This window comes from Pseudomonas simiae (assembly GCF_000934565.1).
GTDB lineage: Bacteria > Pseudomonadota > Gammaproteobacteria > Pseudomonadales > Pseudomonadaceae > Aquipseudomonas > Aquipseudomonas simiae.
The window spans coordinates 5,298,413-5,322,333 of sequence record NZ_CP010896.1 but is presented as its reverse complement, the minus strand read 5'-3'; the positions used below and the strand labels follow the sequence as shown (position 1 = coordinate 5,322,333).

Genomic DNA, 23,921 nt, shown 5'->3' with positions numbered 1-23,921 from the left:
TCTCGATGAACCCTGTGTAGGCGCGAGCAAGCTCGCGCCTACAGTAATAGTGATAGTGACTGAGTATGGACCTTAATTTCGGCAGTAACCTTCGCCGGTATCCACCACCAGGCAATCCTTTTTATCCGCCAGCCATTTCATCCCGGTGGCAGCACCGTCGCCGGCGCGCAGCAGTTGCGGGCCATCCGGACGGGTGAAGGCGATGCCGCCTTCGGCCGCTTCCCCCTTGAACGTGCCCGAGTCATCGGCGTCGAGGCCGTATTGCATGGTCAGGATGTAATGACCGCGACCGATACTCTCGTCCTTGGCGATGGTCAGGTGGAGGCCTTCGACGCCGATCCATTTGCCGACCCATTTATCGGTGGGTGGGGTTTGCGGTACCAGGGTGGCTTGCACGGAAGCGGGCGCAGGTTTGGGCGCTTCCTGGGTTTCCTGCTTGCAGGCGGTGAGCAGGGCAAGGGCGGAAAGAGCAAAGAGGAATTTCTTCATAGCAGCAAGGCCTTGGTTAAAAAATGTGCAACTGGAAGGACGATGTGCAGCGTTGGACTCGAAACCCGTGATTTAGTGCGCTGTTCGCACGGTGTTTGGTTATGCTCTTGGGGCAGGCTCCAGCCCGGCTGCTAGATTACTGGGTTGAGCCCGATCGCGCGCCACACAAGAGAATCCGATGACCGTCAGTACCCCTTTATCCGGCGTCAACCATCCCTTCAAGGGCATTTTGCTGATCGTCCTGGCGACGTTTCTGTTTTCCAGCCACGACGCCCTGTCCAAATACCTGGCCGGGTTCTACCCGATCGTGATGGTGGTGTGGGCGCGTTACCTGGTGCACACCTTGTTGATGGCCGGGATTTTCCTGCCGCAATCGGGCTTGCGCGTGCTGCGCAGCAAGCGTCCGGGGATGCAGGTAGTACGGGCGCTCTGCCTGTTGGGCACCAGCCTGTTTTTCACGACGGCGCTGCACTACATCCCACTGGCGGAAGCCACGGCGGTGAACTTTCTCGCGCCGATCCTGGTGACGGCGCTCTCGGTGCCGTTGCTTGGTGAACACGTGACCCGAGGGCAATGGCTGGCGGTGATCTGTGGGTTTGTCGGCGTGCTGATCATCATCCACCCCGGCGGTGAATTGTTCACCCCCGCGGTGTTGCTGCCGCTGTGTTCGGCGCTGTTCTTCTGCTTCTACCAACTGCTCACGCGCATCCTCAGCCAGTACGACACACCCACCACCAGCAACTTCTTTGCCGGCCTGTGCAATACCCTGGTGATGAGTGCAATGGTGCCGTTTTTCTGGCAGGTTCCGACGCTGTGGCATGGCGCGTTGATGCTGGCGCTGGGCACTTGCGGCATGACCGCGCACTTGATGCTGACCCAGGCGTTCCGCTTTGCGGCGCCGGCCTTGCTGGCGCCGTTCGGCTATTGCCAGATCGTGTTCGCGGGGTTGTTGGGCTGGCTGGTGTTCAACCATACCCCCGATGTGACCACAGTGGTCGGCATCGGGGTGATCTGCATGAGCGGGCTGGCCGCTGCCTGGCAGCAGCGGCGCCGATAGCTCAGACGTTAGCTCAGACGTCGACGGTAGGAATCTTGCGCGGCGCCATGAAGTACATCCAGGTCAGCGCAATGAAGTACATCGCCGGGATCAACGTGAACAACACCGTGTAGTTGTTGTTGGTCACGGTGAGGATATGGCCGACGATCTGGGTCATGAACATGCCGCCGATGGCCGCGCACATGCCGCCGAAACCGAACACCGTGCTCATCATGTGCTTGGGCGTGTAGTCCATCACCAGGCTCCAGATGTTCGCGGTCCAGGCCTGATGCGCGCCGATCGCCAGGGAGATGGCAAACACCGCGACCCACAGTTGGCTGGAACCGGCCGCCATGATCACGCCGACGATGCAGCACGCAAACAGCAGCATCGACAGCAGCCGCGCCTTGATCGAGTTCATGCCGCGACCGATCAGGAACGATGACAGAATCCCTCCGCCCACGCTGCCGAAATCCGCAGTCAGGTAGATGATGATCAGCGGGATACCCATCTGGGTCACGTTGATGCCCAGGTTGTATTGCTGATTCAGGAACGGCGGCAGCCAGTACAGGTAGAACCAGAACACGGGGGCGGTCATCGAGTAGGCGAGGGCGAAGGCCCAGGTGCCGCGCATGCGCAGGATGCGGGTGAACGGCACGCGCGGTTGTTCCGGTTCGGCTTCCTGCAGCACGTAGTCCAATTCGGATTGTTTGACGCTGGGATGGTCTTCCGGGTTGAAGTACTTCAGGCCCCAGAACACCAACCAGATCCCGCCGAGTGCCGACATGCACAGGAACGCAGCCTGCCAGCCCCATACATGCAGGATCAACGGCAGCAGCATTGGCGTCATCATCGCGCCGACGTTGGTGCCGGCGTTGAAGATACCGGTAGCCACCGCACGCTCACCGGCCGGGAACCACAAGCGCGTGGTCTTGACGCACGCCGGGTAGTTGGCGGCCTCGGTCAACCCGAGGATAAAGCGGCACACCATGAAGCCAACGGCTGAAGTGGCCAGGCCGTGGGCGCCGGTGGCCAGGCTCCACAACAGTACGGCGCAGAAGAACACACGTTTGACGCCCACCCGGTCGATCAGGCGGCCCTGCAGCACAAAACCGATGGCGTAGCCGACCTGGAACCAGAAGTTGATGTTGGCGTAATCCATCGCCGTCCAGCTCATCTCTTTGGCGAGGATCGGCTGCATGACGCCCAGCGCGGCGCGGTCGATGTAGTTGAGGGTGGTGGCGAAAAACACCAGGGCCAACATGCCCCAGCGCGTTTTACCCACGGCCAGGGCGCCGCGGATCTTGTCGCCGATGCCGGCGTGCGGGGTGCCGTGGCGCGCGGCCAGGGCGGAGTTTTGCAGAGGCATGAGGTCGTACCCGTTTTTTTGAAATTTTTATGGTGTGTTCTGGGTCTTGTTACTGAATCGATGGTGCGCAGCGGCTAAAAAATCGTCAATTCGCCAAAGGGGCATAGTGTTCGATAATCGCACCAAAAACTAACCGGTTCGTACATTTTAATTGCTGTGAACAGTTTAGCGGCCAATAATTTGCCGTAAATAAGACCAGCCTCAAACGCCGGGAGTCGCCCATGCAACGCTCTATTGCCACCGTTTCCTTGAGCGGAACCCTGCCGGAAAAACTCGAAGCCATCGCGGCCGCCGGGTTCGACGGTGTAGAAATCTTCGAAAACGATCTGTTGTATTACGACGGCAGCCCCCGCGAAGTTAGGCAGATGTGCGCCGATCTGGGCATCGCCATCACCTTGTTCCAGCCGTTCCGCGACTTTGAAGGCTGCCGCCGTGACCGCCTGGCACGCAACCTGGAACGCGCCGAACGCAAATTCGACTTGATGCAGGAACTGGGCACCGACCTGGTGCTGGTGTGCAGCAATGCCTCGGCCGACTGCGTGGGGGACGAGCGTATCTTGCTCGATGACCTGAGCCTGCTCGCCGAACACGCTGGCCGTCGTGGCCTGCGCATTGGCTATGAAGCGTTGGCCTGGGGCAAGCATGTGAATACCTGGCAACAGGTGTGGAACCTGGTGCGTCAGGTTGATCACCCTAACCTCGGCGTATTGCTCGACAGCTTCCACACCCTCTCCCTCAAAGGCGACCCAAGTGCTATCGCCGAGATTCCCGGCGACAAGATTTTCTTCGTGCAAATGGCCGACGCGCCGATCCTGGCCATGGACGTGCTGGAGTGGAGCCGACATTTTCGCTGCTTCCCCGGCCAAGGTGAGTTCGACCTGGCAGGGTTCCTCGCGCCGATCATCAAGAGCGGTTACACCGGGCCGCTGTCCCTGGAAATTTTCAACGACGGCTTCCGCGCTGCGCCGACCCGTGCGAATGCGGCGGATGGCTTGCGCTCTTTGCTGTACCTGGAAGAGAAAACCCGCGAGCGCCTGCAGCAGGAGGCTCCTGCACAACCGCTCGATATCCTGTTCGACACCCCGGCGGCCAGTGAATACGACGGCATCGAGTTCCTCGAATTTGCCGTGGACGAAAGCCTCGGCGCCAAGCTCACCTACTGGCTGGAACGCCTGGGTTTCGTCAAGGCCGGGCAGCATCGCTCCAAGAGCGTGAGCCTGTTGCGCCAGGGCGATATCAACCTGATCCTCAACTGCGAGCCCTATTCGTTTGCCCACAACTTTTTTGAGGCCCACGGGCCGTCGTTGTGCGCCACCGCGATTCGGGTCAAGGACAGCGCCAAGGCCCTGGAGCGCGCGATGGCTTACAAAGGCCAGCCGTATCGCGGCCTGGTCGGGCCTAACGAGCTGGAACTGGCGGCGGTGCGCGCGCCGGATGGCAGCCTGATTTATCTGGTGGATCCGAGCGAAGGCGGGTTGTACGACACCGACTTCAACCTGCAGCCCGCCGCATCATCCAGCGGCGGCTTGCTGCGCATCGACCACATGGCCATGGCTTTGCCGGCCGACAGCCTCGACAGTTGGGTGCTGTTCTACAAGAGCCTGCTGGACTTTGAAGCCGACGACGAAGTGGTGCTGCCCGACCCGTATGGTTTGGTGAAAAGCCGTGCGCTGCGTAGCCGTTGCAGCTCGATCCGCCTGCCGCTGAACATCTCCGAAAACCGCAACACTGCGATTTCCCATGCGCTGTCGAGCTATCGCGGCTCGGGCGTGCACCACATTGCCTTCGACTGCGCGGATATTTTCGCCGAAGTGCGCCGCGCCAAAGAGGCGGGTGTGCCGCTGCTGGATATCCCGCTCAACTACTATGACGACCTGGCGGCGCGTTTCGATTTCGACGACGAGTTCCTCAGCGAGTTGGCGTACTACAACGTGTTGTACGACCGCGACGCTCAGGGGGGCGAGTTGTTTCATGTGTACACCGAACCCTTTGAAGGGCGGTTTTTCTTCGAGATCATCCAGCGCAAGAACGGCTATGCCGGCTATGGCGCGGCCAATGTGGCGGTGCGCCTGGCCGCGATGGCCAAATCCCGCAGCGGCGCGGTACGCCAGGCGCGTTTATAACGCTGGGTCAGGTGCTTTCTTTCAGGCAGCATCGCGGCCCATAATCACGGCCTGCATAACACTGGCCGTGAGCGCACCATGACCACCGAGGCACCCCGCAAGAGTCGTAAGAACAATCCGGAAAAGACCCGCGAAAACATACTCCAGGAAGCCATCGTCGAGTTTGTCCAGCAGGGCCTTTCCGGCGCTCGGGTGGACGCGATCGCCGAGCGCATCCACACCTCCAAGCGCATGATCTATTACTACTTCGGCAGCAAGGAGCAGCTGTACGTCGAGGTGCTGGAGAAGCTCTACGGCGACATTCGCACGACCGAAACCCGCATGAACCTCACCGCGCTGGAACCCCGTGAGGCGATCCGGCGGCTGGTGGAATTCACGTTTGATCACCACGACCAGAACGTGGATTTCGTGCGCATTGTCAGCATCGAAAATATCCACAATGCCGAGTACGTGAAGCGTTCGGATTCGATCAAGGCGATGAACAGCAACATCCTGGAAGCGCTGGGTGCGACGTTGCGCCGTGGGGCTGAGCTGGGGTTGTTTCGCGAGGGACTGGAGCCGCTGGACGTGCACCTGCTGATCAACTCGTTCAGCTTTTACCGCGTGTCCAACCGCCATACGTTCAGTGAGATCTTTCAGATCGAGCTGTCGGATGAGGCGGTTAAACAGCGGCATCGGGACATGATTTGTGATTCAGTGATGCGTTACTTGCAGGCCTGAGTACGCAGGGCGCAGCGCAGTCCCTGTGGGAGCGGGCTTGCTCGCGAATGCGGTGGGTCAGTCAACTGAATCGTGACTGAAACACCGCATTCGCGAGCAAGCCCGCTCCCACATTTGGGTTTGGTTTCTTCTGTCAGGTATTCATGCTTTGGAAGTGCGCCAGCATCCGCTGCGCATCCGGCACTTCCCCACTGAATAACTCAAACGCCTTCACCGCCTGAAACACCGCCATGTTGCCGCCATCCAGCGTACGGCAACCCAAGGCACGGGCATCACGCAGCAGTTCGGTTTCCAATGGGAAATACACGATTTCCGCCACCCACAATTCTGTGCGTAGCAAGGTGGCCGGAACCGGTGTGCCCGGCAACTTGGCCATGCCCATCGGTGTGGTGTTCACCAGGCCATCGGCCTCGGCCATGGCATTTTCCAGTTGGCTGCCCACTTGAGCGCGACCCGTGCCGAAACGCTGCGCGAGGTTATCCACAAGGTCGCGGGCGCGGCTGATGTCCACGTCGAAAATACTCAACTGCTGCACACCTTCGGCCAGCAGCGCATGCGCCACCGCCGCGCCCGCACCGCCGGCGCCCATCTGCACCACGCGCTGGCGTGCCACATCCTTCAAGTTGCGCCGAAAGCCTTCGGCAAACCCCAGGCAGTCGGTGTTGTGACCGATGCGCTTGCCGTCCTTGAACACCACGGTGTTGACCGCGCCAATGCCGCGAGCCTCGTCAGACAGTTCATCGAGCAACGGCAGGATGGCCTGCTTGCACGGGTAGGTAATGTTCAGGCCGGTGAAGTGCATCAACTCGGCCGCGTCCAGCAGGTGGGGCAGGGCGTTGGTGTCCAGGTGCAGCGGCTCAAGGTCTATCAGGCGATACAGGTAGCGCAGGCCCCGGGCATCACCTTCCTGTTCGTGCAGGGCGGGTGTGCGGGAGGCCTGGATGCCGGCGCCGATCAGGCCGGCGAGAATGCGCGGTTTCATCGGGCCGACCCTTTTAACAGCTGGCTGAAGTGTTCAAGTGCCAGGTGGTAGCCATGGCTACCGAAGCCTGCGAGGACGGCCTTGGCGATGGGCGACACAAACGAGTGATGCCGGAACGCTTCGCGGGCATGCACGTTGGACAGATGCACTTCGATCACCGGCACTTCGCTGGCGACCAGCGCGTCACGAATCGCCACCGAGGTGTGGGTCCAGGCGGCCGGGTTGATCACGATACCGGCGCAGCGGGCGCGGGCGCCGTGGATCCAGTCGAGCAGTTCGCCTTCGTGGTTGGTCTGGCGAAATTCGATTTTCAGCCCGAGCTGTTCGGCACTGCGGCCACACAGCGCGGCGACATCGGCCAGGGTTTCATGGCCGTAGGTGGCGGGCTCGCGGGTACCGAGCAGGTTGAGGTTGGGGCCGTTGAGCACCAGCACGATAGGCGGCATTAGGGGGTCTCCACAGTTATTGTTCGTTGTGGAGGTAAAATGTACCGGATGGTTAATTTGGTCAATCGGTGGCGGTGGATGTGTTCGATTATCGAACTGTTAATCAGGCCTTTCATACGGGCGGATCAGATTAGATATCAATTGAAAATCATTCTCGACAACGCTTAAGATGCCCGCCTGTTTCCTTAACATTCCAGGGAGTCGGTTTGTCGGACGTGGATCTCAAAGGCCTGTTTCTCAAGCATGCCGATACCCTGCGCGGGTATCTGGCGCGCAAGGTACGGGACCCGCAGTTGGCCGCAGACCTGGTACAGGAGAGTTTCCTGCGCCTGGCGGAAAAGCCGGCCGGCGAGCGCATCGACAACTCCCAGGGCTATCTCTATCGGACGGCGAGCAATCTGCTGATCGACCATATTCGTCAGGAAGCGCGGCGCAAGACAGACGCCGTGCCCCATGAGGCGCTGGCCGAGATTGAAGATGAAGTGGCCGGGTTGGAGGCTCAGGCAATGGCGCAGCAACAGCGACAGGCATTGAAGCAGGCACTGGCGGAGTTGCCGGAACGCACCCAGCAGATTTTCCGCCTCAACCGTATCGAAGGCATGACCCACGCCCAGGTCGCCCGGCACTTGGACATCTCTGACAGCTCCGTACAAAAGCACCTGGCCAAGGCGTTGGCTTACGTGATGCAGCGCTTGCAGGACGGCGAGGTGGCGCCATCCGACGAATGAATTACCGAAAAACGCCAGGTCAGTCGTCACAGCGTTACATAATGAAAAATTCGAGATTCACACGTGAATAGCCAGGGTCCGCAACAGCACAGCATTACCGAGGCGGCCGCCGAGTGGGCGGTGCGCTTGCACGCCGGTGCCCTGACCGACCAGGAACAGGCCGAGCTGCAGCATTGGATCGCCTGCGACAGCCGCCATGAAGCGGCATTGCGCTTTGCCGAACAAACGTGGGCGGCGTTGGGCGACGTGTACAAGGAAGAACCGGTGCACCGTCAACGTCCGTCGGCGGCGGCCCTGCCTGCGCGGCGCTCCAAACGGCGAAGGCCGTGGCAACGTGTGGCGGCCATTGCATTGGTCGTGGTGGTGGCCGGCGTCGGCTGGGTGCGTGGGCCGGACGTGTTGCTGCGTATGCAAGCCGACTACATGACCGAAAAAGGCGAGGTGCGCACCGTCCACCTGGCCGATGGCAGCAAGGTGGAATTGGACTCCGGCAGTGCCATCCGCCTGGACTACGACGGTGTGCAGCGTCGTATCAGCCTGCTCCAGGGCTCGGCGATCTTTGATGTGGCGCCGATGGTGGGCGAGGAAACCCGGCCGTTCGTGGTGCAGAGCGCCGGGGGGCAGACCCGGGCGCTGGGCACGCGGTTTGTGGTGGAACGCGAAGGCGATAGCCAGGCGTGGGTCGGCGTGCTCGAACACAGTGTCGAGGTTTCCCTGCAGGCCATCCCGAAAAAGGGCCCGGCCGACCGGGTGCTCAAGGACGGCCTGGCCGCGCGCTACAACCTCCAGGAAGGCATCGTGCCCCTGGAACAGCTCGATGTAGAACGCGCCACCAGTTGGCGACGCGGTGTGCTGATCTTTGATCGCCAGCCCTTGGCCAAAGTCATCGAGCAACTCAACCGTTACCGCCCCGGACGTGTGGTGCTCACCGATTCGGCACTGGGCGATCGCGAAGTCAGTGGCGTGTTTCGACTCGACATGCTCGACACCGCCCTCGGTACCCTCACCCAGGAACTGCAAGTGCAACGCTTGGACCTGGCAGGCCTCAGCCTGATCTATTGACCCTCCTACAGGTTTGTTTGCCTGCAGAAAAAAACTTTCGAAAAAGTCTTACTGACTTCCTGCGCGTCGCACGTCTTGCTAGGTGAGAAGCATTCGCATAAACAAAAAACGCTTAGCGCAGGGAACCTCAGAAATGTCAGCACTCAACAAGGGGCGTATCACCGTTAGCCGGTTAGCCCTGGCCATCCACGTGGGGCTGTTCGCTGCGGCGGCCCCGGTGTACGCCGCGCAACCTGCGGTGAAGGCTGCGCAACCTGCCGTGCTGATGCTTGATATCCCTGCGCAGTCCCTGGGCAGCGCCGTACTGGCGTTTGCCGATCAGGCCGGCCTGCAAGTGTTGTTCGACAGCCAGCGGCTCGCAGGTTTGCAGAGTACGACGGTGAACGGTCAGTACAGCGTGCAGGAAGGGTTGGCGCGGTTGCTGGGCAATGCACCGGTGGAGTATCGCTTCAACGGCGAGCGTCAAGTCACCCTGACCCGCGTCGAGCAGAGTGGTGCTGCGCTGGCGTTGGCCACCACCACGATCACCGGCCTGCACCCCAACGACTGGGTGTATTCAACGCCACGTTCGGTGAGTGTGGTCGGGCGCGAGCAACTGGATCGCAACCCACCGCGGCATGCCGCTGAAATGCTGGAGGAGGCGCCGGGCGTCTACTCGGCGGTCAGCCAGCAAGACCCTGGCTTGTCGGTGAATATTCGCGGCATCCAGGACTACGGCCGGGTCAACATGTCAGTGGACGGCATGCGTCAGAACTATCAACAAAGCGGCCACCAGCAACGCAATGGCACGTTGTATGTCGACTCGGAGTTGCTGTCTGAGGTGGTGATAGAGAAGGGCGCCACCTCCACGATGGGCGGCGCTGGGGTGATCGGCGGGGTGGCGAATTTTCGCACCGTGGAAGCTGCCGATCTGCTCAAGGACGGCAAGGAAATCGGCGGACGCATCCGCGTGAACACTGGGCTGGGCGGGCGCAGCAACGGTACGCACTTTATCGGCAGCTCGGCGTTTGCCGTGGGCACCGACGTTTGGGACATGCTGCTGGCCGCCAGTGAGCGTCACCTCGGCGATTACAACCCTGGCACCAAAGGCAGTATCGGCGATCTGCGCACCGGCACGTCCTTCCTGCCGAACAGTCAGGAACGGATCAAGAACACCACCGTCGCCTATTCGGGCTCGGTGATGCGCTCCCGCCTGCTCAAGCTCGGTATCAACTTGCCCGTGGACCAGCGTTTGCAACTGAGCTACCTGACGACCGCAGTCGGCTACGACGACGTGAACATGATGAGCGCTGAAAAAGCCCAGTTATGGGAGAAGCTCGGCAGCAGCGATGTCACGGCGCAGAACGTCGCATTGGACTACAGCTACACGCCGGACAATCCGCTGATCGATTTCAAGGCCAAGCTCTATTACGTCGATACCCGCAACGATCAATCCACGCTGACCCGTGGCAGCAGCAAGGGTTACGAGGTCACGTACCAGACCAACACCTATGGTTTCCAGGCACAGAACATGTCGACCTTTGCCTTGAGTGAACTGTCCGTGATCAAGGCCAACTATGGCCTGGAGTTTTTCTACGACAAGGTCCGCCCGGACTCGAACCAGATGGTCGCCAGCGATTCAGCAGTGACGGCCTCGGCGGCAGAGAGCGTCACCCCCAAAGGTGATCGGGCGATGGGCAGCCTGTTCACGCGCCTGGATTACGACTATGACAATTGGCTGAACCTCAACGCTGGGTTGCGCTACGACCGCTATCGGCTGCGGGGCGAGACGGGCCTGAACACCCGGACTTTTATTATTGGCACTACTCGTCAAGTCGGCGTGCCCATGACTTATGACGTGGATCGGGAAGAGGGGCATTTCTCGCCGACCTTCGGCCTGTCGATCAAGCCAGGCGTGGATTGGTTGCAACTCTTCGCCACCTACGGCAAGGGCTGGCGCCCGCCGGCCGTCACCGAAACCCTGGTGAGCGGCAGGCCCCATGGCGGGGGCTCGGAGTCGATTTTCCCCAACCCGTTTTTGAAACCGGAGACGTCCACCGCCTGGGAGGTGGGCTTCAATGTGCTGAAGGAAGACCTGTTGTTCGCCGATGATCGCGCGGGCATGAAGGTGTCGTATTTCAACACCCGCGTGGATGACTTTTCCTATATGGCGCTTGGCGTACAGCCGCCCGGTTATGGCATCGCCAATATCGGCAATGCGGCGTATGTGAACAACCTGGAGACCACGCGTTTTCGCGGCCTCGAGTACCAACTGGATTACGACGCCGGCTTTGCCTATGGCCAGTTCAATTACACGCGGATGCTCGGCAGCAACAGGTTCTGCAGCAAGACCGCGTGGCTGGGGGGGGTCACCAAGATCCAGAAAGGGCCGGGTAGCCGGGCGCCAGTCACCGCGATGGTGCCGGACGACGTGGCCAATGCGGGGCAGGGCTGCAGTGCAATCCTGGGCTCCTCCGAGCACATGCCGATGGACCGTGGCACCGCGACGCTGGGGGCACGCTTCTTCGAGCGAAAACTGGACGTAGGCGTTCGCGCCCGCTACAGCGGCGGTTACTACGTAAAAGGTGGCGTCGGCGTGACCACTTCGCAGACCGGCGTTTATCCGGCCGACTGGAAGCCCTACACGGTCTATGACCTTTTCAGCAGCTACCGCGCCACTGACCAGTTGACCCTGCGCCTGGCCATGGAAAACGTCACCGACCGTGCCTATCTGGTGCCGCTGGGCGACGTGTTGGCCTTTACCCTGGGGCGTGGGCGCACGTTGCAGGGCACTGTCGAATATCAATTCTGACCGATTTTGCCCAGTGACGGGCAAAACCACAGCATGCACTGGCCTGCTGTGGAGTTACCACCCCATGACTTGGAGTTTTGCATGAGCATTTCTATTTCATACAGCACGACCTACGCCGCTAGCACCGTTGCCGAGTACCTGAGCGACTGGTCGGCTTACTTTGGTGACCTGAACCACCGTGAAGGTTCGGTCAAAGAGGGTTCGAACACCGGTGGTTTCAATCCTGGCCCGTTCGACGGCACCCAATACGGTGTGTCGAGCACTGTCAGCAACGCAGCAGTGGTCGCTAACGGTGACCTGCATTACACCTTGTTCAATCCGCCGTCGCACACCTTGTGGGGTTCGATCGACTCCCTGGACCTGGGCACTGTCCTGACGGGCGGCGCTGCCGGCGGTAGCTACGCCCTCGGCGAGCAGGAAGTCAGCTTCGCCAACCTGGGCCTGTCGAGCCTGCAGTCCGAAGGCCGTGACGGCCAGGTACACAAAATCGTGTACGGCCTGATGAGCGGCGACAGCTCGGCACTGGCTTCGGCGATCGACTCCCTGCTCAAGGACATCGATCCAAACCTGTCGATCAACTCGACGTTCGACCAACTGGCTGCCGCCGGTGTGGCCCATGTGGACTCGGCTTCGGTCGCGGCTTCCGACGTGGCGCTCGTGGGCGTGCAAGACGTGCCTCAGGACTTCGCCCTGGCCGCCTGACGCGAAGAAAAAAGCGAATGGAAGATCGCTCTCCCATTCGCCGCATTACACCGCCGTCGCCCAAGCCTTCTACTTCTTCAGCGACGGCGGTGCCGAATTCTGCGCAGCGCCGTTTTACCTGTCAACGCGGCGCTGCCCGCTCAACCCCATGAGAATCTCCAGATGCGCCACGCCGGCAACGAAACCCTGGCCGCCCTCAAGGCCTATAAAAGTGGCTTCTTCAACATCGGCCTGTTCTCGGCGGTGATTAACCTGCTGATGCTCGCTCCGGCGCTGTACATGCTGCAGGTGTACGACCGGGTGCTGGCCTCGGGCAACCAGATGACCCTGTTGATGCTGACGCTGATGATCCTCGGCCTGTTCGGCCTGATGGGCGCGTTGGAATGGGTGCGCAGCCAGGTGGTGATTCGACTCGGTACGCAGATGGACATGCGCTTGAACCAGCGGGTGTACGACGCCGCGTTCGAAGCGCAACTCAAGGGCGGCAGCCAGGCGGCGGGCCAGGCGCTGCATGACCTGACCACGCTGCGCCAGTTCGCCACCGGCCAGGCGTTGTTCGCGTTCTTCGATGCGCCGTGGTTTCCGGTGTACCTGCTGGTGATTTTCCTGTTCCATCCCTGGCTGGGTCTGCTGGCCCTGGTCGGGGCGGTGTTGTTGATCGTGCTGGCGTGGGTCAACCATCACGTCAGCCAGGCGCCGATGGCCCTGGCCAGCCAACTGTCCATCAACGCCAGCCAGCAAGCCACGGCCAACCTGCGCAATGCCGACACCATCGAAGCCATGGGCATGCTTGCCACCTTGCGTGCCCGATGGTTCGGTCAGCATCAGGCGTTTTTGGCGCAGCAGAACCTGGCCAGTGAAAAGACGGCGACCGTCACCGCTTGGTCCAAGGGTGTGCGCTTGGCGTTGCAATCCCTGGTGCTGGGCCTGGGCGCCTTGCTGGCAGTGCAGGGCGATATCACGCCCGGGATGATGATTGCCGGTTCGATCCTGATGGGCCGTGTGCTGAGCCCTATCGACCAATTGATCGGCGTGTGGAAACAATGGGGCTCGGCACGCCTGGCCTTCGATCGGTTGTCGCAGATGCTGGAGGCTAATCCCGCGCGCCCTGAGCGCATGACGCTGCCGGTGCCCAAAGGCCAACTGAGCGTCGAACAGATCAGCGCCTGTGCCCCTGGCAGCCGTCGGCCGGCGTTGGCTAATCTGGGCTTCAACCTGGCAGCAGGCGAAGTCCTGGGCGTGATCGGGCCGTCTGGCTGCGGCAAGTCCACCCTGGCTCGGATACTGGTGGGCGCCTGGGGCCCCCTGGCCGGCAAGGTGCGGCTGGACGGTGCCGACTTGGCGCTGTGGGACAAACAGCAGTTGGGCCCGCACATCGGTTACCTGCCGCAAGACATCCAGTTGTTCGCCGGCAGCATCGCGCAGAACATCGCGCGCTTTGCTGAAGTCGACGCCGACAAAGTCTTTGCTGCCGCGCAACTGGCCGGCGTACATGAGCTGATCCTGCAACTGCCCCAGGGCTACGACACGCACTTGGGGGAGGGCGGCGCCGGGCTGTCCGGCGGCCAGAAACAACGCGTCGCCCTGGCCCGTGCGCTGTACGGCTTGCCTGCGCTGATCGTGCTGGATGAGCCCAATGCCAACCTTGATGAAGTCGGTGAACACGCCCTGCTCCGGGCCATCGCCCAGCTCAAGCAGCAGCGTCGTACGATCATCCTGATCACCCACAAACCCAACGTGCTAAGCCTGACGGACCAGCTGCTGATCCTCAAGGACGGCCAGATGCAAGCCTTCGGGCCGACGGCGCGCGTGCTGGAGGCACGGCAGAAACCGGCAGCGGCCAAGCCGGTATCGACCATGAGCATGAGCTACCGCCTCGGTGAAGGAAAACAGGCATGAACCAGAGCAAACCCGTGTTGGTCAGCGAAGCGCCTAACAACGTCCTGGCGCTGGATGACAAACAGTACTCACGCCTGGGCTGGTTGTTGGTGCTCGGTGGTTTTGCCGGGTTCCTTGGTTGGGCCGCGCTGGCGCCGTTGGACAAGGGCGTGGCGGTGCCGGGTAAGGTCATGGTCTCGGGTCATCGCAAGACCGTGCAGCATCCTGCCGGTGGCATCGTCGAGCGTATCGACGTGCGCGACGGTGACGTGGTCAGCGCCGGCCAGGTGTTACTGCGCTTGAAGGAAACCCCGTTGCGCGCGCAGATGCAGTCCCTGCGCAGCCAGTACCTGGCGTCCCTGGCCAGCGAAGCGCGCTTGAGTGCGGAAAGTGAAGGGTTGTCGGCGATCCGTTTCGGCCCTGAGTTGCTCAACGACCCGGAGGCAGCGGGCACGCTGAGCCTGCAACGGCAGCTGTTCAATAGCCGCGCCCAGGCATTGGCCACCGAGCAACAAGGCCTGCGCGAAACCATCGCCGGGGCCGAGGCGCAACTGCGGGGCACGCGGGATTCGCAAGCGAGCAAAGTCCAGCAACGCGCCGCGTTGAATGAGCAGTTGCAGGGCCTGCGCGAGCTGGCGCGTGAGGGTTACATCCCACGCAATCGCCTGCTCGACAGCGAACGGTTGTACTCACAAATAGACGGCGCCATCGCCGAGGACTACGGCCGCATCGGCCAACTGCAACGCCAGGTGATGGAACTGCGCCTGCGCATCCGACAGCTCGGCGAAGACTTTCAGAAGGACCTGCGTGGCCAGTTGGCCGAGACCCGCACCCGCAGCGACGACCTGCGTAATCGCCTGGCGTCGGCCGAGTTCGAACTGGCTAACAGCCTGGTGCGCGCCCCCGCATCTGGCGTGGTGGTGGGATTGGATGTGTACACCGAAGGCGGCGTGATCAAGCCCGGCCAGGCGTTGATGGACATCGTGCCCCAGGGCGAACCCTTGCTGGTGGAGGCGCGGGTGCCGGTGCAGATGGTCGACAAGGTGCACCCCGGCCTGCCGGTGGAACTGATGTTTTCGGCGTTCAACCAATCCACCACACCACGGGTGGCCGGCGAGGTGACGTTGGTGTCGGCGGACCGCCAGGTCGATGAACGCTCCGACGAGCCGTATTACACGCTGCGTGCCCAAGTCAGCGCGGCCGGCATGCAGCAACTGGGCGGTGTGCAGATCCGTCCGGGCATGCCAGTGGAAACCTTCGTCAAGACTGGCGAGCGCTCGATGCTCAACTACCTGTTTAAACCTTTGATGGATCGCACCCATATGGCCCTGGTGGAAGAATGAAGGCGCTGTTGTTTACCGTGTGTTTTGGTTGTTCCTCGGCGGTGCAGGCCTTGGGTTTGCTGGATGCCTACGACTTGGCCCTACGCAATGATCCGACATTTCAGGCCGCTATCCAGGAGCGTGAAGGCGGTGAAGAAAACCGCGCGATCGGCCGTGCGGCGTTACTACCGAATTTGTCGTGGAGCTATAACAACTCGCGCAACGCATCCGAAGTGACGGCGGGTGATGTGACCAGTGAGCGTGATTACCGCAGCTATGCGTCGACCCTGACCTTGCAGCAACCGCTGCTGGATTACGAAGCCTACGCGCGTTTTCGCCAGGGCACCGCCCAGGCGCTCATGGCCGACGAGCGCTTTCGCGGCAAGAGCCAGGAGCTGGCGGTGCGGGTGCTCAACGCTTACAGCCAGGCGTTGCTGGCCCAGGAACGCATCGAGCTGAGCCGCGCTCAGAAGCGCGCGTATGCCGAGCGCTTGCAACTCAATGATCGCCTCTTAAAAGGTGGTGAAGGCACACGCACCGATGTGCTGGAAACCCAGGCGCGCTTGAGCTTGGCGCTGGCTGAAGAAATCGAATCCCAGGACGCTCAGGACAGCGCATTGCGTGAGCTGGAAGCCATCATTGGCCAACCGCTGCAGATCGAAGAGCTGGCGCCGCTGACGCGTCAATTCGAGATACCGCCCTTGGAGCCCAATCGTTTCGAAACCTGGCGCGAGATGGCCATGGCCAACAACCCGGAACTTAAATCCCAGCACCATGCCCTGGATGTGGCGTCCTATGAAGTGGAGCGCAAACGCGCTGGACACCAGCCCAAGGTCAGCCTGTATGCCACCAGCCGCCAGACCAACTCCGACTCGGAAAGCAGCTACAACCAGAAGTACGACACCAATACCGTCGGCATTCAGGTCAGCCTGCCGCTGTTTGCCGGCGGCGGCGTATCGGCGTCCACCCGCCAGGCGGCGAACCAGCTGTCCCAGGCCCAATACGAGCTTGACGCGCAAACCTCGGCCACCCTGGTGGAGTTGCGCAAACAGTTCAACCTCAACACCAGCGGCGCGGCGAAAGTGCGTGCCTATGAGATGGCGGTCAGCTCCGCCACAGCGTTGGTCGCTGCGACGAAAAAGAGTGTGGCCGGCGGTGAACGAGTCAACCTCGACGTGCTCGACGCCGAGCAACAACTCTTCACCGCCCGTCGCGATTTGGCGAACGCGCGGCATGCCTATTTGTTGGCGAGGATTCAGTTGAAGTATTACGCGGGGTTGCTGAGCGAGCAGGACTTGCGGGCATTGGCGGGGTATTTCCAGCCCTCGGCGTAAGTGGTTATAACCCGGCATTCGCCGGGCTTTAGCCGCCGCCCGCGCCAATGGCAAGAAGGGCGGACGGCCGAGCAAGAAGGCACCGGAGGCGTTTGAGTTACCGCCGAGTCAATAACACCCCGGACTCCATATGGTGCGTCCACGGGAACTGGTCAAACATCGCGCATTGGGTAATCTTGTGCGTGTCATGCAGTTGCGCAATGTTCGCCGCCAGCGTCTCCGGGTTGCAGGAGATGTACAGGATGTTATCGAAGCGCCGGGTCAGCTCGCAGGTGTCCGGGTCCATACCTGCGCGAGGCGGGTCGACGAAGACACTGCCGAATTCGTAGCTTTTCAGGTCGATGCCGTGCAAGCGGCGGAACGGGCGCACTTCATTCAGTGCCTCGGTGAGTTCTTCGGCGGAGAGGCGCACCAGGGTGACGTTATCCACCGCGTTTTCATCGAGGTTGCTCAGGGCCGCATTCACCGAGGTCTTGCTGATTTCGGTGGCCAGCACTTTGCGTACACGCGTAGCCAGGGGCAGGGTGAAGTTGCCGTTGCCGCAATACAGCTCCAGCAAGTCATCCGGACGATCACCCAAGGCTTCATAGGCCCAGTTGAGCATCTTCTGATTCACCGTGCCGTTGGGCTGAGTGAAGGCGCCTTCGGGTTGGCGGTAACTGAACGTGCGGCCGCCGACGTCGAGTTTCTCCACCACGTAGTCGTGGCCGATCACATCGCGCTTGCCCTTGGAGCGGCCGATGATGCTGACATTCAAGTCGGCCGCCAGTTGGCGTGCGGCGGTGTGCCAGTGCTCATCCAGCGGGCGGTGATAACACAGGGTGATCATCGCGTCGCCGGCCAGGGTGGTCAGGAACTCCACCTGGAACAGCTTGTGGCTCAGGGCGGCGCTGGCTTGCCAGGCGGCCTTGAGTTGCGGCATCAACTGGTTGATGCGTGTGCTTGCGATGGGGAACGCTTCGATCAGGATCGGCGTGCGCTTGTCGTCCTGGGAGAACATCGCGTAGTGGCGCTCACCGCCCTCGCGCCACAGGCGGAACTCGGCGCGCAGGCGGAAGTTCTGCAGCGGCGAGTCGAAGACCTGCGGTTCTGGCGCGTCGAACGGGGCCAGCAGGTCACGCAAGCGCGTGACCTTGTCTTGCAGTTGAGCGGTGTAGCGTGCGGCGTCAAAAGTCATGCGTTGAACCAGCCCAGCTTGATCACAAACAGAATCGACAGAATCACCAGCGCTGGGTTCAGCTCACGGTAGCGGCCCGAAAGCAGCTTGATGGCGGTCCAGGCGATGAAACCGAAGGCGATGCCGTTGGCAATGGAGTAGGTGAAAGGCATCGCCAGGGCGGTGATGACCACCGGCGCTGCAACTGTGATGTCGTCCCAGTCGATTTCGGCCAGGCCCTGGGTCATCAGCACCGCCACGAACAGCAGTGCCGGCGCAGTGGCGAAGGCCGGTACGCTGGCGGCCAGTGGCGAGAAGAACAACGCCAGCAGGAACAAAATCGCGACCACTATGGCGGTCAAACCGGTACGGCCACCGGCGCTCACGCCAGCCGCTGATTCAATGTAGCTGGTGGTGGTCGATGTGCCCAGCAGCGAGCCGGCCATGGCGGCAGTACTGTCGGCAATCAACGCACGACCCATTTTCGGCATGTGGCCGTCCTTGCCCATCAGGCCGGCACGCTTGGCCACGCCGATCAGGGTGCCGGAGTTGTCGAACAGGTCGACGAACAGGAAGGCGAAAATCACGCTGACCAGGCCGATATCCAGCGCGCCTTTGATGTCCAGCTGCAGGAAGGTCGGAGCCAGGGACGGTGGCATCGAGGTCACGCCGCCGAAGGCGGTGACGCCAAGCAGGATCGACACGATGGTCACCGCCAGGATACCGATCAGCACCGCGCCGCGCACGGCCAGGGCTTCCAGTGCAACGATCAGCACGAAACCGAGGGTGGCGAGGATCGGCGCGGGTTGTTTCAAGTCGCCCATGCCGACCATGGTGGCCGGGTTGCTGACCACGATGCCGGCGTTATGCAGGGCGATCAACGCCAGGAACAGACCGATACCGGCGGCAATCGCCGAGCGCAGCGGCAGGGGGATGGCGTTGATGATCCATTCACGAATACGGAAGATCGACAGCAGAAAGAACAGCACCGCCGAGATAAACACCGCACCCAGCGCAACCTGCCAGGTATGGCCCATGTGCAGGACGACGGTGTAGGTAAAGAAGGCGTTGAGGCCCATGCCCGGCGCGAGGGCGATCGGGTAGTTGGCGATCAGGCCCATCACGGTCGAACCGATGGCCGCCGCCAGGCAGGTCGCGACAAACACCGCGCCCTTGTCCATGCCGGTCTCGCCGAGGATGCTCGGGTTCACGAACAGGATGTAGGCCATGGCCAGGAATGTCGTGATGCCCGCGAGAATCTCGGTGCGCACGTTGGTGTTGTGTGCCTTGAGTTGAAACAGCTTTTCCAGCATGCCTGCTCCCTGTGACGCTCTGTGGCGTCGTGATTTGTTGACCTCTAAGTCAAAGCACAAACTGCGCCAAGCGCCTGTGGTTTCAGAGAGGATCGGAAAAAGCGGCGCATCATACCAGCAGCCGAGGCCTTGAGGCATACTGCGCCGACGTTTAAACGAAGGTCACTTGCAGCATGAAAATCGCCAGCCCGTGGAGTCTAGCCCTGATCCCCTGTCTCAGCCTGTTGCTCGGCGCAGCACCGGTGTGGGGCGCGGCTGCACCGCCCTTGAGCGAGGTGCGCGTGTTCAAGGTCGAATCGGCGGCTTGCACCGAAACCATTCCCGAGCGCGCGCAGAGTACGCAGATGTGCACGCACCGCGGTCCCACCAAGGTTTCTGTGATGGAAGTCGGCTTGGGCAATAACCCCATGGGCCGCTTCGATGGTGCCGAATTGAATGGGCAGCGCACGCCGGTCTGCCAGGTCGGCAACATCAGCGAAGTGTGCAACGGCGCAGGCACGCTGATGGGCTACATCTATGTGTTTGACCTGAATGTCGACGCCCAGGGCTGGTTCCAGTACAGCAATTCCTCGATCAACCCCCCGCAAAACACCCTGACCACGCAGCTCAATATCCGCTGATCAATCAGCTTGAACGCTCGATACCCCGGGAAGTCGTACCCCTGAGACGGCGATTTTCCTGAACGCCGCGGATGTAGACCAACCCGTGAGGTGTTTATGAGCGCGACCCCTAATGGCGCGGCGGCCCAACCGTTCGCCAGCCACTCCATACGCCTGAGCCTCAACGGCCAGGAACGCCAGCTGGATGTGTTGCCCTGGACCACGCTGCTCGACCTGTTGCGCGAGCAACTCGATCTGGTCGGCAGCAAAAAAGGCTGCGACCACGGCCAATGCGGTGCCTGCACAGTGTTGCGCGACGGCAAGCGAATCAATGCCTGCCTGACCCTGGCGGTGATGTGCGACGGCGCCGAGCTGACCACCATCGAAGGTCTGGCTAACGGCGACCAGTTGCACCCGATGCAGCAGGCGTTCATCAAGCACGACGCCTTCCAGTGCGGTTACTGCACCCCCGGCCAGATCTGTTCCGCCGTGGGCCTGGCCAATGAAGGCCGTGCCCACGACACCGCGCAAATCCAAGAACTGATGAGCGGCAACCTGTGCCGCTGCGGTGCCTACAACAATATTCGCGATGCCATCGTGGACGTTGTGGGAGGTGAGCAGTGAACCCCTTCCATTACAGCAAACCCGTCGATGTACAGGAGGCCGTGCACCTGAGCACGGGCGCCTCGCGCTTTATTGCCGGTGGCACCAACCTGCTGGACCTGATGAAAGAAAACATCAGCCGCCCCGAGCATCTCATCGATATCACCGGCCTGCCGTTGCATGACATTCAGGAGACGAGCGACGGAGGGCTGTTGATCGGCGCCCTGGTGAGCAATGCCGACCTGGCCTGGCACCCGCTGATCGAACAGCGCTACCCACTGCTGTCGCAGGCCATCCTTGCCGGCGCCTCGCCGCAATTGCGCAACATGGCCAGTACCGGCGGCAACCTGTTGCAGCGCACCCGTTGCTACTACTTCTATGACGCCACCGTGCCCTGCAACAAGCGCGAGCCTGGCACCGGCTGCCCGGCGCGAACGGGCTTGAACCGCATCCACGCGATCCTCGGCGCCAGTGAGCAGTGCGTCGCCACCCATCCTTCCGATATGTGCGTCGCCTTGGCGGCGCTGGAGGCGCGGGTGCATGTCGAAGGGCGCGGCGGTGCGCGGATCATCGAGTTTGCCGATTTCCATCGCCTGCCCGGTGATACGCCGCAACGGGACAACCAGCTGGCCGACGATGAGCTGATCACCGCCATCGAGCTGCCCGCCGACAACCTGGCGCACCATAGCAACTATTTGAAAATCCGCGACCGCGCGTCTTATGCCTTTGCCCTGGTGTCGGTTGCCGCAGCGCTTGAACTGGACGGTGACACTATCGTCGATGCGCGTCTGGCCCTTGGCGGCGTGGCCCACAAACCCTGGCGTGATCGCGCCGTGGAAGCCGCGCTGATCGGCCAGGTCGTCAGCCGCGAAACCTTCAGCCACGCCGCCGACGCTCTGCTGCAAGACGCAGAACCGCTGGAACACAACGGCTTCAAGATCAAGCTGGCACGCCGGGGGATTATTCGCGCCCTGAGTGATGCAGCAGTCGCAGGAGAACGCCCATGACCGCTATCGGCAAACCCTTGGACCGGGTTGACGGTCTGCTCAAGGTCACCGGCCAGGCGCGCTACGCCGGTGAGTTTCCCGAGGACGGCTTGCTGCATGGCAGCGTGGTGTCCAGTACCGTCGCCAAGGGCCGTGTGCTGCGCATCGATGCTTCCAAAGCGCTGGCCCTGCCGGGCGTGGTGGACGTGATCCATCACCTCAATCGCCCCAAAATCGCCAGCTACGACGATGCTTTCCAAGACGCCGACGCCGCCGACGGCTCGCCGTTTCGGCCGCTCTACAACGACCGCGTGCTGTACAGCGGCCAGCCCCTGGCCCTGGTTATCGCCGACAACCTTGAACTGGCGCGGCATGCCGGTTCATTGGTGCAGGTCGAGTACGAGACCGAAGCCTTCGAAACCGACTTGCTGGCCATGCAGGACCAGGCCCACGCCTCGCCGCAGACCCCGCCCACGCCGCGTGGCAACTTCCAGGCCGAATGGACCGGCGCCGCCGTCAGCCTGGACGTGCACTACAGCACGCCTATCGAACACCATAATCCGATGGAGCCCCACGCCAGCACCGTGCTGTATCAGCCGGACGGCACCCTGCATATCCATGACAAGACCCAAGGCCCGCAGAACTGCCAGGCCTATGTGCAAGAAGTCTTCGGCCTGGATAAAAGCCAGGTGCGTATCTTCGCCGCGTTTGTCGGCGGTGCGTTTGGTTCCGGCCTGCGTCCGCAGTACCAATTGCCGCTTGCAGTGATGGCCTCTTTGGCACTCAAGCGTTCGGTGCGGGTCACGCTGACGCGTCAGCAGATGTTCACGTTCGGTTACCGCCCGCGCACCTTGCAGCGCCTGCAACTGGGCGCCGCCGCCAATGGGCGCCTGCTGGCGCTGGGGCACACCGCAATCGGCCAGACCTCGCGCTTCGAAGACTTCAGCGAACACGTCGTGGAATGGAGCGGCATGCTCTACCACTGCGACAACGTGCAACTGACCTACAAACTGGTGCCCCTGGACGTGTTCACGCCGCTGGACATGCGCGCACCTGGCGCCGCCCTCGGCGTGATCGGCCTGGAATGCGCCATGGATGAACTGGCCAGCGCCTTAGGGTTGGACCCGGTGCAACTGCGGCTGATCAATTACGCCGAGCGTAACCAGAACGAAGACAAACCCTGGTCCAGCAAAGCCCTGCGCGAATGTTACAGCGAAGGCGCCGAGCGTTTTGGCTGGAACCAGCGCAACCCGGAGCCGCGCAGCATGCGCGACGGTCGCCAGTTGATCGGCTGGGGCATGGCCGGCGGGGTATGGGAAGCCATGCAGATGAAGGCCAGTGCCAAGGCGCGAATCGACGTGCAGGGCAAGCTGACCGTCAGCAGCGCCACCACTGATATCGGCACCGGGACTTACACGGTGATGACCCAGATCGCGGCGCAGGCCAGCGGTGTGGCGGTCGAAGACGTGACGTTTGTGTTGGGGGATTCATCATTGCCCACCGCGCCGTTGCAGGGCGGGTCGTTTACCGTGTCTTCCGTCGGCACCGCTGTGCAGCAAGCCTGCGAAGCGTTGACCGGCAAACTGTTGAGCATTGCCCGGCAGACGTATCCGGTGTTCAAGGATGCCGAGTCCGTGCGCTTCGAAGATGGCCATCTGCATACCGGCGACGTGAGTGTGTCGCTGGCACAGTTGGTCAAGGACAGCGGCGAAGACGCGCTGCAAGTGCAGGTCGACAGTGAGCCCGACAAGAAACGCGAGGGCTACAGCACCGCCACCCACTCGGCGGTCTTTGTCGAGGTGCAGGTGGATGAAGACCTGGGCACCATCAAGGTGCGTCGGGTGGTCAGCGCGATTGCTGCCGGGCGGGTGGTCAACCCCAAGATGGCCCGCAGCCAGATCCTGGGCGGTGTGGTGTGGGGCATTGGCATGGCGCTGCATGAAGAAACCCAGATCGACCATCAGCTGGGGCGTTACATGAACCACAGCCTGGCGGAGTACCACATTCCGGTAAACGCCGATATCGGCGACATTGACGTGGTGTTTGTCGAAGAGCACGACGAGATCGTCAATGCCCTGGGGTCCAAGGGCGTCGGGGAAATCGGTATCGTCGGGGTGGCGGCGGCGGTGGCCAATGCGATTTATCACGCCACCGGCAAGCGGGTGCGGGAGTTCCCCATTACCCTGGACAAGGTGCTCTAGCCCCAATCTTCAACCCACCGAAGATCCAAAATGTGGGAGCGGGCTTGCTCGCGAATGCGGCGGGACAGTCACCTGATGGGC

At 61.8% G+C, this 23,921-nt stretch carries 20 protein-coding genes; 14 read left to right on the top strand and 6 right to left on the bottom strand.

All coding sequences use genetic code 11. The annotated features are described in order from the left end of the window. Positions 1 to 72: 72 nt before the first annotated feature. Positions 73 to 489, bottom strand: a complete 417-nt coding sequence (locus PF1751_RS24165) for a lipoprotein (RefSeq protein WP_044287930.1) — start codon at positions 487 to 489, stop codon at positions 73 to 75. Positions 490 to 667: 178 nt separating this feature from the next. Between PF1751_RS24165 and PF1751_RS24160 the strand changes: the two genes are divergently transcribed. After that, a complete protein-coding gene (locus PF1751_RS24160; protein ID WP_010206725.1) occupies positions 668 to 1,546 on the top strand; it encodes a DMT family transporter in 879 nt (292 codons plus the stop codon). 13 nt (positions 1,547 to 1,559) lie between these two features. Here PF1751_RS24160 and PF1751_RS24155 read toward each other — a convergent pair whose 3' ends face one another. Next, complete coding sequence (locus tag PF1751_RS24155; RefSeq protein WP_010206724.1) at positions 1,560 to 2,894, bottom strand: MFS transporter; 1,335 nt, start codon at positions 2,892 to 2,894, stop codon at positions 1,560 to 1,562. A gap of 221 nt (positions 2,895 to 3,115) precedes the next feature. Here PF1751_RS24155 and quiC point away from each other — a divergent pair, with 221 nt between their 5' ends. Further along, the gene (gene quiC / locus PF1751_RS24150; RefSeq protein ID WP_010206721.1) at positions 3,116 to 5,017 is read left to right on the top strand and encodes a 3-dehydroshikimate dehydratase QuiC; all 1,902 of its coding nucleotides are present in this window, start codon (positions 3,116 to 3,118) and stop codon (positions 5,015 to 5,017) included. 78 nt (positions 5,018 to 5,095) lie between these two features. Beyond that, positions 5,096 to 5,737, top strand: coding sequence for a TetR/AcrR family transcriptional regulator (locus PF1751_RS24145; RefSeq protein ID WP_010206720.1), 642 nt, complete (start codon positions 5,096 to 5,098; stop codon positions 5,735 to 5,737). A gap of 133 nt (positions 5,738 to 5,870) precedes the next feature. On the opposite strand, the gene PF1751_RS24140 is transcribed toward PF1751_RS24145, so the two are convergent. Together PF1751_RS24140 and aroQ are read right to left on the bottom strand one after the other, a co-directional pair. Next, complete coding sequence (locus PF1751_RS24140; protein WP_010206718.1) at positions 5,871 to 6,719, bottom strand: shikimate dehydrogenase; 849 nt, start codon at positions 6,717 to 6,719, stop codon at positions 5,871 to 5,873. Then, positions 6,716 to 7,165, bottom strand: coding sequence for a type II 3-dehydroquinate dehydratase (gene aroQ, locus PF1751_RS24135; RefSeq protein WP_010206717.1), 450 nt, complete (start codon positions 7,163 to 7,165; stop codon positions 6,716 to 6,718). The genes PF1751_RS24140 and aroQ overlap by 4 nt, the downstream gene beginning before the upstream one ends. 206 nt (positions 7,166 to 7,371) lie before the next feature. Here aroQ and PF1751_RS24130 point away from each other — a divergent pair, with 206 nt between their 5' ends. The 7 genes from PF1751_RS24130 (at position 7,372) to PF1751_RS24100 (ending at position 16,982) form a co-directional block, all read left to right on the top strand. Next, positions 7,372 to 7,893 carry an RNA polymerase sigma factor gene (locus tag PF1751_RS24130; RefSeq protein WP_010206716.1) on the top strand — a complete coding sequence of 174 codons (522 nt, stop codon included), beginning with the start codon at positions 7,372 to 7,374 and terminating at the stop codon, positions 7,891 to 7,893. Positions 7,894 to 7,956: 63 nt separating this feature from the next. Beyond that, positions 7,957 to 8,955, top strand: a complete 999-nt coding sequence (locus PF1751_RS24125; protein ID WP_010206715.1) for a FecR family protein — start codon at positions 7,957 to 7,959, stop codon at positions 8,953 to 8,955. 133 nt (positions 8,956 to 9,088) lie between these two features. Continuing rightward, on the top strand, positions 9,089 to 11,746 hold the full coding sequence (locus tag PF1751_RS24120) for a TonB-dependent receptor (RefSeq protein ID WP_044287929.1): 2,658 nt from the start codon (positions 9,089 to 9,091) through the stop codon (positions 11,744 to 11,746). An 81-nt stretch (positions 11,747 to 11,827) separates the two neighbouring features. Further along, entirely contained in the window at positions 11,828 to 12,448 is a 621-nt protein-coding gene (locus tag PF1751_RS24115) for a heme acquisition protein HasA (RefSeq protein ID WP_021492947.1), read from the top strand. 162 nt (positions 12,449 to 12,610) lie between these two features. Then, on the top strand, positions 12,611 to 14,347 hold the full coding sequence (locus tag PF1751_RS24110) for a type I secretion system permease/ATPase (RefSeq protein ID WP_044287928.1): 1,737 nt from the start codon (positions 12,611 to 12,613) through the stop codon (positions 14,345 to 14,347). After that, complete coding sequence (locus PF1751_RS24105; RefSeq protein ID WP_044287927.1) at positions 14,344 to 15,669, top strand: HlyD family type I secretion periplasmic adaptor subunit; 1,326 nt, start codon at positions 14,344 to 14,346, stop codon at positions 15,667 to 15,669. The genes PF1751_RS24110 and PF1751_RS24105 overlap by 4 nt, the downstream gene beginning before the upstream one ends. Continuing rightward, positions 15,666 to 16,982: a TolC family outer membrane protein gene (locus PF1751_RS24100; RefSeq protein ID WP_044287926.1), complete on the top strand. Its 1,317-nt coding sequence runs from the start codon at positions 15,666 to 15,668 to the stop codon at positions 16,980 to 16,982. The genes PF1751_RS24105 and PF1751_RS24100 overlap by 4 nt, the downstream gene beginning before the upstream one ends. Before the next feature lie 97 nt (positions 16,983 to 17,079). Here the strand turns inward: PF1751_RS24100 and trmA are convergent, their stop codons facing one another. Next, complete coding sequence (gene trmA, locus PF1751_RS24095; RefSeq protein ID WP_010206703.1) at positions 17,080 to 18,159, bottom strand: tRNA (uridine(54)-C5)-methyltransferase TrmA; 1,080 nt, start codon at positions 18,157 to 18,159, stop codon at positions 17,080 to 17,082. Continuing rightward, positions 18,156 to 19,451 (bottom strand): NCS2 family permease, encoded by a 1,296-nt coding sequence (locus PF1751_RS24090; RefSeq protein ID WP_021492943.1) that lies wholly within the window; start codon positions 19,449 to 19,451, stop codon positions 18,156 to 18,158. Before PF1751_RS24090 ends, trmA begins: the two co-directional genes overlap by 4 nt. Before the next feature lie 173 nt (positions 19,452 to 19,624). Between PF1751_RS24090 and PF1751_RS24085 the strand changes: the two genes are divergently transcribed. From PF1751_RS24085 to PF1751_RS24070, 4 genes are all read left to right on the top strand, one after another. Then, entirely contained in the window at positions 19,625 to 20,071 is a 447-nt protein-coding gene (locus PF1751_RS24085; RefSeq protein ID WP_044287925.1) for a DUF4879 domain-containing protein, read from the top strand. A 96-nt stretch (positions 20,072 to 20,167) separates the two neighbouring features. Further along, positions 20,168 to 20,674 carry a (2Fe-2S)-binding protein gene (locus PF1751_RS24080; protein ID WP_021492941.1) on the top strand — a complete coding sequence of 169 codons (507 nt, stop codon included), beginning with the start codon at positions 20,168 to 20,170 and terminating at the stop codon, positions 20,672 to 20,674. Then, positions 20,671 to 21,660 (top strand): FAD binding domain-containing protein, encoded by a 990-nt coding sequence (locus tag PF1751_RS24075; RefSeq protein WP_044287923.1) that lies wholly within the window; start codon positions 20,671 to 20,673, stop codon positions 21,658 to 21,660. The genes PF1751_RS24080 and PF1751_RS24075 overlap by 4 nt, the downstream gene beginning before the upstream one ends. Continuing rightward, the gene (locus PF1751_RS24070; protein ID WP_044287922.1) at positions 21,657 to 23,840 is read left to right on the top strand and encodes a xanthine dehydrogenase family protein molybdopterin-binding subunit; all 2,184 of its coding nucleotides are present in this window, start codon (positions 21,657 to 21,659) and stop codon (positions 23,838 to 23,840) included. The genes PF1751_RS24075 and PF1751_RS24070 overlap by 4 nt, the downstream gene beginning before the upstream one ends. Positions 23,841 to 23,921 lie beyond the last annotated feature (81 nt).

What these genes read in the sequence shown, in the direction of transcription:
- PF1751_RS24155 (WP_010206724.1), bottom strand. Translation starts at nt 2,894, where the DNA reads ATGCCTCTGCAAAACTCCGCCCTGGCCGCGCGCCACGGCACCCCGCAC.
- PF1751_RS24110 (WP_044287928.1), top strand. Translation starts at nt 12,611, where the DNA reads ATGCGCCACGCCGGCAACGAAACCCTGGCCGCCCTCAAGGCCTATAAA.
- PF1751_RS24070 (WP_044287922.1), top strand. Translation starts at nt 21,657, where the DNA reads ATGACCGCTATCGGCAAACCCTTGGACCGGGTTGACGGTCTGCTCAAG.
- PF1751_RS24115 (WP_021492947.1), top strand. Translation starts at nt 11,828, where the DNA reads ATGAGCATTTCTATTTCATACAGCACGACCTACGCCGCTAGCACCGTT.
- PF1751_RS24160 (WP_010206725.1), top strand. Translation starts at nt 668, where the DNA reads ATGACCGTCAGTACCCCTTTATCCGGCGTCAACCATCCCTTCAAGGGC.
- PF1751_RS24140 (WP_010206718.1), bottom strand. Translation starts at nt 6,719, where the DNA reads ATGAAACCGCGCATTCTCGCCGGCCTGATCGGCGCCGGCATCCAGGCC.
- PF1751_RS24120 (WP_044287929.1), top strand. Translation starts at nt 9,089, where the DNA reads ATGTCAGCACTCAACAAGGGGCGTATCACCGTTAGCCGGTTAGCCCTG.
- PF1751_RS24105 (WP_044287927.1), top strand. Translation starts at nt 14,344, where the DNA reads ATGAACCAGAGCAAACCCGTGTTGGTCAGCGAAGCGCCTAACAACGTC.
- PF1751_RS24100 (WP_044287926.1), top strand. Translation starts at nt 15,666, where the DNA reads ATGAAGGCGCTGTTGTTTACCGTGTGTTTTGGTTGTTCCTCGGCGGTG.
- PF1751_RS24145 (WP_010206720.1), top strand. Translation starts at nt 5,096, where the DNA reads ATGACCACCGAGGCACCCCGCAAGAGTCGTAAGAACAATCCGGAAAAG.
- trmA (WP_010206703.1), bottom strand. Translation starts at nt 18,159, where the DNA reads ATGACTTTTGACGCCGCACGCTACACCGCTCAACTGCAAGACAAGGTC.
- quiC (WP_010206721.1), top strand. Translation starts at nt 3,116, where the DNA reads ATGCAACGCTCTATTGCCACCGTTTCCTTGAGCGGAACCCTGCCGGAA.
- PF1751_RS24090 (WP_021492943.1), bottom strand. Translation starts at nt 19,451, where the DNA reads ATGCTGGAAAAGCTGTTTCAACTCAAGGCACACAACACCAACGTGCGC.
- aroQ (WP_010206717.1), bottom strand. Translation starts at nt 7,165, where the DNA reads ATGCCGCCTATCGTGCTGGTGCTCAACGGCCCCAACCTCAACCTGCTC.
- PF1751_RS24085 (WP_044287925.1), top strand. Translation starts at nt 19,625, where the DNA reads ATGAAAATCGCCAGCCCGTGGAGTCTAGCCCTGATCCCCTGTCTCAGC.
- PF1751_RS24165 (WP_044287930.1), bottom strand. Translation starts at nt 489, where the DNA reads ATGAAGAAATTCCTCTTTGCTCTTTCCGCCCTTGCCCTGCTCACCGCC.
- PF1751_RS24080 (WP_021492941.1), top strand. Translation starts at nt 20,168, where the DNA reads ATGAGCGCGACCCCTAATGGCGCGGCGGCCCAACCGTTCGCCAGCCAC.